The following is a 13895-nucleotide window of genomic DNA, read 5'->3' on the forward strand; positions in this document are numbered from 1 at the left end:
CACTCGCGGGCTTATTGCGTTATTTAGTTCAATTCACCATGTGAGCTTCTCGCTTTCACATCATGGCTTAACTCTTTATTCAGTTCAGCCTCAACATGACCAGGTGATTGTGTGCCTTGCGAAATCAGACGATACATTGCAGGAATGACAAACAAGGTAACAAAGGTCGCAAAGCCCATACCGAAGAATATCACTGTCCCTACCGCAACACGGCTCTCATAACCAGCACCCGTCGAGAGAATCAACGGTATCGCTCCCGCTAATGTGGTGAATGCGGTCATCATAATCGGGCGTAAACGACGCGCAGAGGCATCAAGAATCGCTTTTTCGAACTCAATCCCACGGTCACGCAGTTGGTTAGCGAACTCTACAATCAAAATACCGTTCTTAGTGACCATGCCGATAAGCATAATCATTCCGATCTGGCTGTAGATATTCATTCCCTGCCCCATCAGAAATAGACCAAGAAAACCACCGAATACCCCCATAGGAACCGTAAACATCACCACCAATGGGTTTATAAAGCTTTCAAACTGCGCGGCCAGTACCAGATAAGCGACTAAAAGTGCTAACGCAAACACCAATAGAATGCTCGATTGGTTCTCTTTGTAATCTTTCGATTCCCCAGAATAGCTAACTGAAATATCACTAGGTAGTAGTTCAATCGCTTGCTGGTCAAGGAAATCGAGCGCCTCACCAAGAGTGTAACCGTCCGATAAGTTCGCTGTTATCGTGACCGCTTTTTGCTTGTTGTAGTGAGAGAGTCGAATCGACGAAGCCACTTCTTCAATCTTCGTTACCGCATCAAGCGTAACAAGTTCGCCTGATGATGTACGCATGTAGATTTGGCTCAAGTCTGACGCATTGTTAAAGCTATTTTCATCACCACGCAGATAAACATCATACTCTTCACCTCGTTCGACAAAGGTCGTCTCGCTCTTACCGCCCAGCATGATCTCCAAAGTATCGGAAATGTCTTGTACGCTGATCCCTAGTTCAGCCGCACGCTGTTTGTCTACGCTCACCACCAGCTCAGGTGTTTTCTCAGAGTAGTTAATGTCGCTGCCTTCCATATACGGAGAGTCTTCCGCGATCTGCTCCAATTTCTCCGCCCAGGTTTTCAGTTCACTGTAATCTGAACCGCCAAGTACGAATTGAACAGGTTCACTTGACCCCCCTCTAAATCCTGGCATAAATGGGAACACGCGCACATCCGCCATGCCAGCCAACGCCTTACGCACTTCACCTAACGCCTGCTGTGCTGTGACTTGGCGATCATTCCAATCTTCCAGAATCATAATAACGAAGCCGGTCTGATCCCCCGCATTGCCACCAAACGCAGGCGATTGGATACTGAAAGACTTCAGAAAACCTTGCCCAAGCAGAGGCATTAGTCTGTCTTCGACAATGTCCATATTTGCCGCCATGCGATTGTAACTGGTCGCATCGGCACCACGAACAAACGCAAAAATTACGCCACGGTCCTCAGAGGGTGTTAACTGTGCAGGTACTTGTTGCATCAGCCCCCAGCTGCCACCGATACAGGAGACAATAATCAGCGGTGCAGCCCATTGCCATTTCAATGCCCCTTTCAATACTCGACGGTATAGCAACTCCAAACGACCAAATATTTGGTCAATAAACAGATTAAATCGATTCGGTTTGACGTTCGCTTTAAGCAGTTTACTTCCCAAAACAGGTGTCAACGTCAATGCGATGAGCGAAGAAAAAATCACCGACATCGCAAGCAAAACAGAAAACTCAGTAAATAGCAGACCTACCATGCCGTCCATAAAAGAGATAGGCAGGAACACCATAACCAAAACCAACGTGGTAGCTATAACCGCAAAACCCACTTCGCGGGTCCCTTTGTATGCCGCAAGCAATGGCTTTTCACCATTTTCGATATGATGGAAAATGTTCTCTACAACAACGATAGCATCATCGACAACCAGACCAATCGATAGAATCAACGCCATCAAGGTAATCAAGTTAATCGAGAAACCAAAATAGTAAGCCGCGATAAACGATGAAATCAAAGAGACAGGAACGGTTACCGCAGGGATAAGGGTCGCCCTTGCCTGACCAATAAAGATGTAGAGCACTAAGATGACTAAACCACCGGTAATAAACAAGGTGCTGTACACTTCTGCAATCGAGCGTTCAATGAACACTGTCGAATCATAATCGATCGCTAAACGAGTGCCTTGCGGTAGAAACTTCTGGATGTTTTCAACTTCTTGATGAACTAAGTCCGCCACTTCTAGTGGGTTGGCATCTGACTGCGGCACAATCCCCATACTGACGTTAACCACACCATCACTCTTAAAAGTCGAGTTCTCGTTTTCTGCACCTATGTAGACATCAGCAACATCTTTTAGGTAGATAGGTGTGTTATCTGATGCGCGCTTGACCACCAGATACTCAAAATCTTCTGCCTTGTTATAACTACGAGCCGTACGTACCGACATCACAATCTGATCGTTACGCACTTCACCTCCAGGGCTTTCAATATTCTCACTACGAAGAGCGGAAGTAATATCAGAAGTGGTTACGCCTCGGCCTGCCATCTGTTCTGGCTTCAACTTGACGTACATAACTTTGTATAAGCCACCCGAGATATCGACAGAGCTGACACCTGAGATAAGACTGAACCTGTCAATCAATACGCGTTCAACGTAGTCCGTTAACTGAGTTCTATCCATCTCAGAAGAACTGAGGTTGATATAGAGTGAAGCTTCACCTGAACCGTTGTTTTTGAACACAACGGGATCATCCGCTTCATCGGGTAGTGAACGCTGCGCACGGGCAACGGCATCACGAACATCACTTACGCCCGTATTAAGGTCATAACCAAGATCAAAAGTGATGGTAATACGCGACATACTGTTGCGGGTTGTCGACGATATCTCATCAATACCACTGATACCCGACAGTTGGTCTTCTAATACTGAGGTTATCTGGCTTTCAATAATGGTCGCCGAAGCACCTTCGTAACGAGTACTAATAGAGACAACAGGACTTTCAATGTCCGGCATTTCTCGTACGGCCAGCTTATTAAAGGAAACAATACCGAAAACGCACAACAACAAACTTAAAACAACCGCGGCAACGGGTCGCTTAACTGAAACATCCGACAGCAGCATTAGTTAGCCCCTTCTTGCGGCTTTGCTTTCTCTTTAGGGCGGTCATCGCTACCTAACTCAGAAACCACTACGCCATCACGCATATTCACTATGCCCTGCACGACAATTTTGTCGCCAATCGATAATCCTTGCTCTATGACCACTAAATTGTCGACGCGAGCGCCCAGCAATACCTCGGTTCGTTTAGCATTGTTGTCTTGATCAATAACATAGACGTAACGCTTAGTGCCCGAATACTCCAGAGCCTGGACTGGAATAATTGGCGCTTCTATAGCAGGAAAATCCATATTGGCTGATACCAGCATGCCGGGTTTTAGCTCTTCGGATGGATTACTAAAGTGAATACGCACTCTAAGATTAAGCGTTTCTTGGTTAATACGAGAGTCAATAGCAACAACTTGTCCCTCAAGCACTTTATTCTGCCAAGCAGCCGTAGTCGCCGTCACTTTCATGCCTTCAGAGAGCTGTGACAGGTAACGCTCTGGCACCTGAAGATCCAACTGCATCACGGATAGATTATCCAGTGTGAGTAACGCCTCGCCTGCCGTCACCATTTTTCCGCGACTAAAATCGATAAAACCAACGGTGCCTGCAAACGGGGAGGTAATATGAAGATCTTTAAGGTTTGCGTTGGCCGCATCTAGGCGAGCCTGAGCAATTTCCACACTGGCTTTTTGCGCATCGATCTCTGTCTGCGTAATGGCATTGCGTTTAACAAGACGCTCGAATTCTTTCAACTTACGTTGTTCATCTTTCAAATACGCTTTTGCCTCAGCGACAGAAGCGCGAGCTTTATCATCATTAAGCTGAATGATCATTTGACCTTGACGCACAGCTTGATTCGCTTTGACAGCAATAGTGTCGACTTTTCCGGCGACTTCGGTAGAGATCTCTACCGATTGCTCAGCTTCCAACTTACCGACCAAGACAAGGGACTGAGAGACATTGTGTGTTTGAACAAGCTCAGTGACGACTGTAACTGTCGAAGGTCCTTGCCTCTTTGCATAAGAGAGTGGTGCTGCTGTAAGAATAGACAGAGACAAAAGACTCAAAACAATTTTATTTTTCATAGTGAGATTCTGCATAGATAAACTAGATATATTGTATCCGCTAAAGTCCATTATGAACGTCAAGTAATGTAAAGAGCGAGAAATATTCTGTAAGTGAAGCCGTTGATTGTTTGAGCTTTATGCTCATTTCCTAGCTCCTTTGTCCAAAAAGGCATCATTCAATTCAAAAATACAAGAAAAGTCTTTACAGCATTTACGAGTTTGCTATGATGCGCTCCGCACTTGAGCAATGTGTTGGGAAAACATTACTTAAGCTATTCCTTAATGAGAATAGAAAACACCCTGGAGGGGTTCCCGAGTGGCCAAAGGGATCAGACTGTAAATCTGCTGGCACTGCCTTCGATGGTTCGAATCCGTCCCCCTCCACCATATTTCTTCTTGGAATCTGACTTTGGTGAATAACCTTGGGATAGATTGTGAGAAACACTTGATTAACGTGTTGGGAAAACATTAGTTAAGTATAAAAATACTCTGGAGGGGTTCCCGAGTGGCCAAAGGGATCAGACTGTAAATCTGCTGGCACTGCCTTCGATGGTTCGAATCCGTCCCCCTCCACCATATTTTTCTTACACTTACCCTTCGGTGAATAAACCTCTGGATAAACTGTAAGAAGCACTTGATTAACGTGTTGGGAAAACATTAGTTAAGTATAAAAATACCCTGGAGGGGTTCCCGAGTGGCCAAAGGGATCAGACTGTAAATCTGCTGGCACTGCCTTCGATGGTTCGAATCCGTCCCCCTCCACCATATTCTTCTTACACTTAGCCTTACGGTGAATAAACCTCTGGATAAACTGTGAGAAACACTTGATTAACGTGTTGGGAAAACATTAGTTAAGTATAAAAATACCCTGGAGGGGTTCCCGAGTGGCCAAAGGGATCAGACTGTAAATCTGCTGGCACTGCCTTCGATGGTTCGAATCCGTCCCCCTCCACCATATTCTTCTTACACTTAGCCTTACGGTGAATAAACCTCTGGATAAACTGTGAGAAACACTTGATTAACGTGTTGGGAAAACATTAGTTAAGTATAAAAATACCCTGGAGGGGTTCCCGAGTGGCCAAAGGGATCAGACTGTAAATCTGCTGGCACTGCCTTCGATGGTTCGAATCCGTCCCCCTCCACCATATTCTTCTTACACTTAGCCTTACGGTGAATAAACCTCTGGATAAACTGTGAGAAACACTTGATTAACGTGTTGGGAAAACATTAGTTAAGTATAAAAATACCCTGGAGGGGTTCCCGAGTGGCCAAAGGGATCAGACTGTAAATCTGCTGGCACTGCCTTCGATGGTTCGAATCCGTCCCCCTCCACCATATTGAAGAAACCAGCTCATCGAGCTGGTTTTTTTCGTCTCTACAAAGTCACATCCATCTCTATCTATTAAGAGTCCAACAAAAAAGCCCCGACAATGCGGGGCAAGTATCAGAACCAATAGGATCTGATGAAGCAAACACGACTAGGGGGTGTTAGCTTTCCACTAAAATAATACGTGTTTCGTAAGGTCTGAGTTTCTGCACCTTGTCTACCTGCGGTCTAAGCTCAGCATAGTTAGCCAACAGGTACCTAGCACGTGACACATCGAAGTTGTCAGGCAAGATACACTCTGTCTCTTGACCATAATAGTTGTTTAGACAGATCAAAGTGGCGGTTTGGCTTTGACGTCGATAACCGAATATCGCTTCATGATTCGGGTAAAGGTCCAGATAATCACCTGTCGTGATCACATCCCACTCTTTACGTAACTCAATCAGCTTGTGATAGAAATAAAATACCGAGTTTTCGTCCTCTACGGCCGACTTGGCATTCACTTCACGGTAGTTTTCTGCCACTTCTAGCCACGGTGTCGTTTTGGAGAAACCAGCAAACTTATCATCATTCCACTGCATTGGTGTGCGGGAATTGTCGCGAGACTTTTGTGCCAGAATAGCCATCATATCGTCGTGTGAGACGCCTTGCTGATTGACCATAATGTCGTACATATTGGTACTTTCAACATCACGGTACTGATCAATGCGGGTATAGCCAGGATTGGTCATTCCAATCTCTTCGCCTTGATAAATATAAGGCGTCCCCTGCATCATGTGTATTGATGCGCCTAACATTTTTGCGGATTCAACCCGATACAGTTTATCATTACCTAAACGGCTTACCACTCGAGGTTGGTCATGGTTACACCAGAATAGCGCCCCCCACCCTTTGCCATTAAGACCCGTTTGCCAGTGGTTGAAAATTTGTTTTAACTGGATAAAGTCAAAAGGCGCCTTGGTCCACTTTTCTCCATTTGGGTAATCCGCTTTCAAATGGTGGAAGTTGAACACCATCGACAACTCTTTGTTATCTAATGACGAGTATTGCTGACAATGCTCCAGTGTTGTCGAAGACATCTCACCAACGGTAACGCTGCCATACTTTTGAAATACCGCTGAACTGATCTCTCGGAGATATTCATGAACACGAGGGCCGTCGGTGTAAAAACGACGTCCATCACCAATATCATCGTTCGGAAAGTCTTGCTGCTTAGAAATCAGGTTAATCACATCAAGACGGAAGCCATCGACCCCTTTTTCAGCCCAGAAGCTGATCACCTGTTTGACTTCAGCACGAACCTGAGGGTTCTCCCAGTTCAGATCGGCTTGCTGCTGAGCAAATAGATGCAGAAAATACTGTCCCGTTTGTTGATCGAGTTCCCAAGCACTTCCGCCAAATTTTGATTGCCAGTTATTTGGTCGCTCTCCATCAACCGGATCTCGCCAAATATAGTAGTCACGATATGGGCTGTTCTTGTCGCCCAACGCAGACTGGAACCAGTGGTGATCAGTTGAGGTGTGATTCACGACGATATCCATAATGATACGAATACCACGTTGATGGGCTTGCTCAAGCAACTGATCAAAATCGGCCATAGTGCCAAAGTCTGAGTTAATGGCGTAGTAATCCGAAATATCATAGCCATTATCAATCATTGGTGACTGGTAAATTGGAGTCAGCCAGATTGCATCGACACCAAGGCGCTTTAGATAGTCGAGCTTAGAAATAATGCCTTGAATATCTCCCGTTCCCTTACTTCCGCTATCACAGAAACTTTTGGGATAAATTTGATAGATCGAAGCGGTTTTCCACCAATTTGGATCTTTAGCCATAGCTGTCATTTCTAAACTCACTTACCAAATAAAAATTGAATCTTTAAAAAAAGGAGCGGTGACTGCCCGCTCCTAAATGTATTGCTGAATTACGCGTTCACAGGCTCCAATTCGCCCTTCATTTGTGCGCGCTTATAGAAGAACAGAGTTAACACTGCTGGAAGAGCGATTGCGACGATCATCGCGACAGCATAAATGCCCCAAAACTGTGGTTGGATTGAGAGAATGCCAGGTAAGCCACCCACACCAATACCATTTGCCATCACGCCAGCGCCACCACAGATTGCCGCGGCAACTGCACTACCAATCATGGCACTAAGCATAGGGAATTTGTATTTAAGGTTAATACCGTACATTGCGGGTTCCGTGACACCTAGGTATGCAGAGATTGCTGCTGGTACCGAGATATCACGCTCGCCATGTTTTTTACTGATGATAATGATTCCAACAACTGCTGAGGCCTGAGCGATGTTTGACAGAGCAATCAAAGGCCAGATAGGGGTACCACCAAGATCTTGCATCAACTGAAGATCCACGGCATTGGTCGTATGGTGAATACCCGTGATAACGAGTGGCGCATAGAGGAAACCAAATACCATTGAACCAATGACTGCAAAGTCACCCGTCATTGCTGCTTTTGCGGCAAAAGCCACACCATCACCCAGAACTCGACCAAATGGACCAATTAGCGAGTGCGCCAGAACCACAGAAACGATAATGGATACAAATGGGACAACAACTAGGTAGAGGTAAGACGGAACAATACGTTTCAAATTGGTTTCGATAAAGGCGAGTGCAACACCCGCTAACATCGCAGGGATAACCTGAGCTTGATAACCCACCTTCTCAATGACAAAGAGGCCGAAGTCCCATGCTTCTGGTACTTGCTTACCAATCAAATACGCATTCATCAACTGAGGAGAGACAAGCGTCACACCCAATGTGATGCCTAAAATCGGTGTACCCCCCAGCTTTTTCACCGTAGACCAACACACACCAACGGGAAGGAAGAAGAAAATGGCTTCGCCAATTAACCACAAGAAGCTGTGTACCGTTGCCCAAAATTGACTGATTTCAGTCAGAGTCTGGCCATCAAACATCTTGATGTCACCAATGACATTACGGAAGCCTAAAATTAAACCACCCGTAATAATCGCAGGTAGAAGCGGAACAAAAATTTCAGCTAAATGGGAGATTCCACGTTCTAGGATGTTCATGTTTTGGCGAGCCGCGAGTTTAGCCTCATCTTTCGATGCCGCTTTTTGTCCGGTCAGTTCAATCAGAACTTTATACACTTCATCGACTTCAGTACCGATAACCACTTGAAACTGCCCCGCATTGGTAAAGCAACCTTTTACCATTGGCAGCGCTTCTAATGCTTTCTCATCGGCTTGCTCAGTATTGTTTAGTACAAAGCGAAGACGCGTTAAACAGTGGCTTACGCTCGCGATATTGTCGCGTCCACCGACTAACTCAATCAGACGCTCAACTTCTTGTTTCGCAATCTTACTCATATCCATGTCCACCCTAATTGGATTCTCATTCATGTCTAAATCAACATCAGACTTACAAACTGACCTGCTTTTATAATTATGGGAATGTTCCCATTTATACTTATTATACTGTCAGATCCAATACTAGATAAAAATGGGAACAGTCCCATTAATTGAATGAGATCACAGTATAATTTTAATTCACTTTGAAAATAACGGCTTAGAGAGCAAGCGGCTGCTGAGTGATATGAACCTGTTTCAGCTCACCATTTATTTGAGAGATCAATAAATTAGCGGCTTTTTCTCCCGCAAGGGAATAACCTGGATCAATGCTAAAGACTTTTGGAAAAAGGAAAGAAAGTAGTTCATTTCCCCCTACCCCTGTCACCACGACATCTTCTCTGTCGAGCTCTTGAAGGCGTTTTATCACACCAAGTGCCAACGTATCACTGGCACAAACAATCGCTTCTGTTCGGGCGTCGAGTACGCTATCAACCAGTAAGTAGGCACTTTCATGATTGAGTTGTCCTGTTTGATAATGGGCTTTAATTGCGTGCTGTTCACACCAATTTAGGTATGCCTCTAAACGTAGCTTTCCCGTTGTTTTATCGCTCGGTGAGACTCCGATAAATGCGATGTGTTGGAGTGACTTTTTCTGCAAATATTCCAGAGCTTTGGTGATCACTTGCGTGTTGTCGTAGTTGATAGAAGAGACTTGATCTGTATCCATGGCAATAACGACTGAGCAGTTTTTCCAGCTCGCCAGCTTGGAAATATCGAAATCGCTAAAGCCAAACACAATAACACCATCTACATTTCGTTTTTTCAGGACATCGAGATGTTCATTGGTTTTCTCGCGATCAAACTGGCTCTCCATAATAACAACATCATAGCCTGCATCGTATAAGGTACTTAGCATGCTACCGACGGCTTTATTTTCTGATGGCGAATCGAGGCGAGATATGATGACCCCAACCACCTTCTGGCTGCCTCCACGCATGGCTTGTGCAGATTTTGATGGCACATAACCACACTCTTGAATCACCTGCTCAACTTTGGCTCGAGTTTCAGGCTTCACCTTAGGATCATTGGTCAAAACGCGAGACACCGTCGACTTGCCGACACCAGACAGCTTAGCTATATCAAGAATGGTTAATTTTTTGCTCATAGGTTATTTATTGGGTCTAATAGTTAAATGTTAAAAGGAGGCGAACGCCTCCTTAATACTATCCGAACACATTTATTGGCTGATACAATTTTTATACACGACACGCCCTAGCTCTAAGCGAGCTTCACTGCCCTTAGTAAAGAGGGTCACTGGGTTGAGGGCCTGCGCCGTGCCATCATCAAGAATGTATTTTGTCCCTGAGCCAGAAGGAACTTGAACCAGTCTATAGTCATGCTCTGGTAACCTCAGTAATGCCAAAGGTTGATTGGGCATAAAGGCGACTTTGAAGGTTTTATCTGCACTGCACTGATAAAACTCGAAATCACCTTGATAGGCACTATCACGCTCTACAGCATTATAGGAACACGCTGTTAAAACGAGTCCAATCATCGCCGTGAGTAACACTCTAGATTTCATGATTCCCTCCTGACAAGATTACAGCGGACAACCTGATTTTGTTTACTTGACGAGATAGTCTGGTACTTGCTTAATGCTATCGAGTACCACTGAGGCTAACGCTTCACCTTTCTCAGTCACTGGTTTGCCAGTACGAACAAGAATCTTAGTTCCGACACCAGCAGCGTCAGCCGCCATCATGTCTTCCGCCTTATCACCAACCATCACTGAGCTGGCCATATCAATGTTTAAAAAGTCACGAGCAGAGATAAACATCCCAGGTTTTGGCTTACGACAATCACAATCTTCCTTATATTTACCCTGACCTTGCTCTGCATGGTGAGGGCAGTAATAGATCCCATCTAGCTCAACGCCATTATCAACGAAATTCCAATCCATCCACTGAGTTAGTGATAGAAAACGATCTTCACTGAACATGCCACGTGCAATACCAGACTGGTTAGTCACAAGGACAAGCAGATAGCCCATCTCTTGGAGCTTTTTCGTCGCTTCAAACACACCTTCAATAAACTCAAAATCGTGTTCGTCATGCACATAGCCGTGGTCAACGTTGATTACGCCATCTCGGTCTAGAAAGACTGCAGGTTTTGCCAAAATATGCTTCTCATTTTTGCTTTGATTAATAAGAATTATTGCACGCTTTATTTCTTTCATCACTATCTAATTACTAAACGATTGGGCAAAAAATACGTTTAGACGTCTAGACGTAAAAATATCTATTGACACCAATCACGCAAACCCATAGCATCCTCTAGTAAATGAGATGTGGCTCAAAATAATCTTCTGCTGCTCATCCAATCTGATAGTGGGTTTCTCGATGATTGAAATTAATCAAGTTAATAAGGTTTTCTTCCAAGGCACTAAGGAAATTCACGCCTTGAAAGAGATAAACCTTCATATTCCTCAAGGAACAATCTTTGGTGTTATTGGCTCATCAGGAGCAGGGAAAAGTACGCTTATTCGTTGTGTCAACATGCTAGAAGCACCAACGACAGGCTCGATCGTGGTTGATGGCGTGGATCTCACTAAGCTGTCTAAATCTCAGTTGAGTGAAGCTCGTCGTAATATTGGGATGATCTTCCAGCATTTTAATCTGCTGTCGTCACGCTCTGTGTATGACAACGTGGCACTACCGTTAGAGCTCGCGGGCAAAGATAAAGCGCATATCAACCAAAAAGTGACTGAGCTACTTAAGTTGGTAGGCCTTGAAGATAAACACGAAAGCTACCCTGCTAACCTTAGCGGTGGTCAAAAGCAGCGTGTTGCCATCGCTCGCGCACTGGCTTGCGATCCTAAAGTACTTTTATGTGATGAAGCCACCAGTGCACTAGATCCAGCGACAACTCAGTCTATTTTAGAGCTGCTCAGAGAGATTAACCGCAAGCTCAACATCACCATTCTCCTGATCACTCACGAGATGGATGTTGTGAAAAGTATTTGCCACCAAGTAGCTATTATTGGGGGTGGTGAATTGGTAGAGAAAGGCAGTGTTGGTGAGATCTTCGCGCACCCTAAAACCGAGCTAGCTCACCAGTTTATTCGTTCAACATTGGATCTTTCTATTCCTGAAGATTACCAAGCTCGTCTACAGGACACGCGCGTTGAGAACAGCTACCCACTAGTGCGTTTAGAGTTTACTGGCGCGACTGTTGATGCACCACTCATGAGCCAGATTGCTCGTAAATTCAATATTGATGTCAGCATTTTGAGTTCCGATCTCGATTACGCTGGCGGCGTTAAGTTTGGCATGATGGTCGCCGAACTGTTCGGCAACGAACAAGACGATAATGCTGCCATTGAATTCCTGCGCGAACACAACGTAAAAGTAGAGGTACTGGGTTATGTCCTTTAATGAAATTTCACAGTGGCTGAACTTAAACAGCAACCTACTTATTGGCGCAACACTTGACACTCTCTATATGGTCGCTGTCGCTGGTATTGTCGGCTTTGCAATAGGCATCCCGTTAGGCGTTGTTTTACACACGACTAAAAAAGATGGCCTGCTCGAAAACACTAAGCTCAATAGTGCGCTTGGTGCCATCGTAAACATTGGTCGCTCTGTACCATTCCTTGTCTTGATGGTAGCGATCATTCCAGTCACTAAGTTATTAGTGGGAACCTTTATCGGCACAACAGCGGCAATTGTTCCTTTGACCATAGGTGCGATTCCATTTGTCGCTCGTCTTATCGAAGGCGCATTGCTTGAAGTCCCAACGGGACTTGTCGAAGCTGCGCAGTCTATGGGCGCGACACCGTTGCAGATCATCTCAAAGGTATTACTCCCAGAAGCAATGCCAACTATCGTCAACTCCGTCACTATCACGCTAGTCACTCTAGTGAGTTACTCTGCAATGGCGGGAACGGTCGGAGGTGGAGGTTTGGGTGACGTAGCCATTCGCTACGGATTCCACCGCTACGATGTGGTGATCATGGCAGTGACAGTCGTCATGCTCATCGTACTGGTACAAATTATTCAATCTATTGGTGATGCGATTGTGCGTCGCGTCGATCACCGTTAATAATAAATTAAACGTTAATCACAGATTTTATTTATAAGGAGATAGTGATGAAATTCAGTCTTAAAGGTATTTTGGCTATCGCTGCAGTAGCGTCTGCACTGGTTCTGGCAGGTTGTGGCGATAAAGAAGCAGACACAAGCAAAATCAAAGTTGGTGTTATGGCAGGTGCTGAAGCACAAGTTGCTGAAGTAGCAGCAAAAGTGGCTAAAGAAAAATTCGGCCTAGAGGTTGAGTTAGTGACTTTCACCGATTACGTAACACCAAATGCAGCGTTGGATGACGGTTCAATCGATATCAATGCATTCCAACATAAACCATACCTTGATCAGCAAGTAGCAGACCGCGGTTACAAACTGACAATTGCGGGTAACACCTTTGTTTACCCGATTGCAGGTTACTCTAAGCAAGTAACATCTGTTGAAGAGATCCAAGATGGTGCTCGTATTGCGGTACCAAACGATCCAACAAACCTTGGTCGTTCTTTACTGCTTCTTGAGCAACAAGGTCTTCTGAAACTTCGCGAAGACGTCGGTCTACTAGCAACGGTTCGTGATATCGTTGAAAACCCAAAAAACATCACAATTGTAGAACTTGATGCGGCTCAACTACCACGTTCACTTGATGACGTTGCACTTTCAGTGATCAACACTACATACGCGAGCTCAATCAATCTGACACCACAAAAAGACGGTATCTTCGTTGAAGACAAAGAGTCTCCATACGTAAACCTTATCGTCGCTCGTGAAGACAATGTCCAAGCTGAAAACGTACAAAACTTCGTTAAGTCTTACCAAACTGAAGAAGTGTACAACGCAGCATCAGACATCTTCCAAGGTGGTGTAGTTAAAGGCTGGTAATCCACAACTCGCTTAAACATTCGCTAAGGGCTGACGAGATTCGTCAGCCCTTTTATTTTTGTTCCGGCTTTTTGATACGTT

General features: G+C 44.9%; 10 protein-coding genes and 6 tRNA genes. 9 read left to right on the plus strand and 7 right to left on the minus strand.

Features of this window, described 5'->3' with window-relative positions; genetic code table 11:
• Positions 1–23: 23 nt before the first annotated feature.
• Positions 24–3146 (minus strand): vibriobactin export RND transporter permease subunit VexH, encoded by a 3123-nt coding sequence (gene vexH, locus DA100_RS18150; RefSeq protein ID WP_138973415.1) that lies wholly within the window; start codon positions 3144–3146, stop codon positions 24–26.
• The gene (locus DA100_RS18155; protein WP_138973416.1) at positions 3146–4216 is read right to left on the minus strand and encodes an efflux RND transporter periplasmic adaptor subunit; all 1071 of its coding nucleotides are present in this window, start codon (positions 4214–4216) and stop codon (positions 3146–3148) included. The genes vexH and DA100_RS18155 overlap by 1 nt, the downstream gene beginning before the upstream one ends.
• Before the next feature lie 284 nt (positions 4217–4500).
• Between DA100_RS18155 and DA100_RS18160 the strand changes: the two genes are divergently transcribed.
• From DA100_RS18160 to DA100_RS18185, 6 genes are all read left to right on the plus strand, one after another.
• Positions 4501–4585: transfer RNA gene (locus DA100_RS18160), tRNA-Tyr, on the plus strand.
• 104 nt (positions 4586–4689) lie between these two features.
• Positions 4690–4774 (plus strand) — tRNA-Tyr (locus DA100_RS18165).
• 104 nt (positions 4775–4878) lie between these two features.
• A tRNA-Tyr gene (locus DA100_RS18170) sits at positions 4879–4963 on the plus strand.
• A gap of 105 nt (positions 4964–5068) precedes the next feature.
• Positions 5069–5153: transfer RNA gene (locus tag DA100_RS18175), tRNA-Tyr, on the plus strand.
• Positions 5154–5258: 105 nt separating this feature from the next.
• Positions 5259–5343, plus strand: a tRNA-Tyr gene (locus DA100_RS18180).
• Positions 5344–5448: 105 nt separating this feature from the next.
• A tRNA-Tyr gene (locus tag DA100_RS18185) sits at positions 5449–5533 on the plus strand.
• A gap of 153 nt (positions 5534–5686) precedes the next feature.
• Here the strand turns inward: DA100_RS18185 and treC are convergent.
• The 5 genes from treC to gmhB form a co-directional block, all read right to left on the minus strand.
• The gene (gene treC / locus DA100_RS18190) at positions 5687–7369 is read right to left on the minus strand and encodes an alpha,alpha-phosphotrehalase (protein WP_138973417.1); all 1683 of its coding nucleotides are present in this window, start codon (positions 7367–7369) and stop codon (positions 5687–5689) included.
• 80 nt (positions 7370–7449) lie between these two features.
• Entirely contained in the window at positions 7450–8874 is a 1425-nt protein-coding gene (treB, locus tag DA100_RS18195) for a PTS trehalose transporter subunit IIBC (RefSeq protein WP_138973418.1), read from the minus strand.
• A 199-nt stretch (positions 8875–9073) separates the two neighbouring features.
• The gene (treR, locus tag DA100_RS18200; protein WP_138973419.1) at positions 9074–10021 is read right to left on the minus strand and encodes a trehalose operon repressor TreR; all 948 of its coding nucleotides are present in this window, start codon (positions 10019–10021) and stop codon (positions 9074–9076) included.
• A gap of 72 nt (positions 10022–10093) precedes the next feature.
• Entirely contained in the window at positions 10094–10438 is a 345-nt protein-coding gene (locus DA100_RS18205) for an MliC family protein (RefSeq protein WP_138973420.1), read from the minus strand.
• 42 nt (positions 10439–10480) lie between these two features.
• Positions 10481–11032: a D-glycero-beta-D-manno-heptose 1,7-bisphosphate 7-phosphatase gene (gene gmhB, locus DA100_RS18210; protein WP_138973421.1), complete on the minus strand. Its 552-nt coding sequence runs from the start codon at positions 11030–11032 to the stop codon at positions 10481–10483.
• 223 nt (positions 11033–11255) lie between these two features.
• On the opposite strand from gmhB, the gene metN reads away from it, so the two are divergent.
• From metN to DA100_RS18225, 3 genes are read left to right on the plus strand one after another with little or no spacing between them, the layout of a single operon-like run.
• A complete protein-coding gene (metN, locus tag DA100_RS18215; RefSeq protein ID WP_138973422.1) occupies positions 11256–12290 on the plus strand; it encodes a methionine ABC transporter ATP-binding protein MetN in 1035 nt (344 codons plus the stop codon).
• Positions 12280–12957: a methionine ABC transporter permease gene (locus DA100_RS18220; RefSeq protein ID WP_138973423.1), complete on the plus strand. Its 678-nt coding sequence runs from the start codon at positions 12280–12282 to the stop codon at positions 12955–12957. The genes metN and DA100_RS18220 overlap by 11 nt, the downstream gene beginning before the upstream one ends.
• Positions 12958–13004: 47 nt before the next feature.
• Positions 13005–13814: a MetQ/NlpA family lipoprotein gene (locus DA100_RS18225; protein ID WP_138973424.1), complete on the plus strand. Its 810-nt coding sequence runs from the start codon at positions 13005–13007 to the stop codon at positions 13812–13814.
• Positions 13815–13895: the final 81 nt, after the last annotated feature.

This window comes from Vibrio sp. Hep-1b-8 (genome assembly GCF_006124995.1).
In the GTDB taxonomy this organism is placed as follows: Bacteria; Pseudomonadota; Gammaproteobacteria; order Enterobacterales; family Vibrionaceae; genus Vibrio.

Bases quoted from the DNA above. Each gene is read 5' to 3' on its own strand.
- vexH (WP_138973415.1), bottom strand. From the start codon at position 3,146: ATGCTGCTGTCGGATGTTTCAGTTAAGCGACCCGTTGCCGCGGTTGTT.
- DA100_RS18155 (WP_138973416.1), bottom strand. From the start codon at position 4,216: ATGAAAAATAAAATTGTTTTGAGTCTTTTGTCTCTGTCTATTCTTACA.
- treC (WP_138973417.1), bottom strand. From the start codon at position 7,369: ATGACAGCTATGGCTAAAGATCCAAATTGGTGGAAAACCGCTTCGATC.
- treB (WP_138973418.1), bottom strand. From the start codon at position 8,874: ATGAGTAAGATTGCGAAACAAGAAGTTGAGCGTCTGATTGAGTTAGTC.
- treR (WP_138973419.1), bottom strand. From the start codon at position 10,021: ATGAGCAAAAAATTAACCATTCTTGATATAGCTAAGCTGTCTGGTGTC.
- DA100_RS18205 (WP_138973420.1), bottom strand. From the start codon at position 10,438: ATGAAATCTAGAGTGTTACTCACGGCGATGATTGGACTCGTTTTAACA.
- metN (WP_138973422.1), top strand. From the start codon at position 11,256: ATGATTGAAATTAATCAAGTTAATAAGGTTTTCTTCCAAGGCACTAAG.
- DA100_RS18220 (WP_138973423.1), top strand. From the start codon at position 12,280: ATGTCCTTTAATGAAATTTCACAGTGGCTGAACTTAAACAGCAACCTA.
- DA100_RS18225 (WP_138973424.1), top strand. From the start codon at position 13,005: ATGAAATTCAGTCTTAAAGGTATTTTGGCTATCGCTGCAGTAGCGTCT.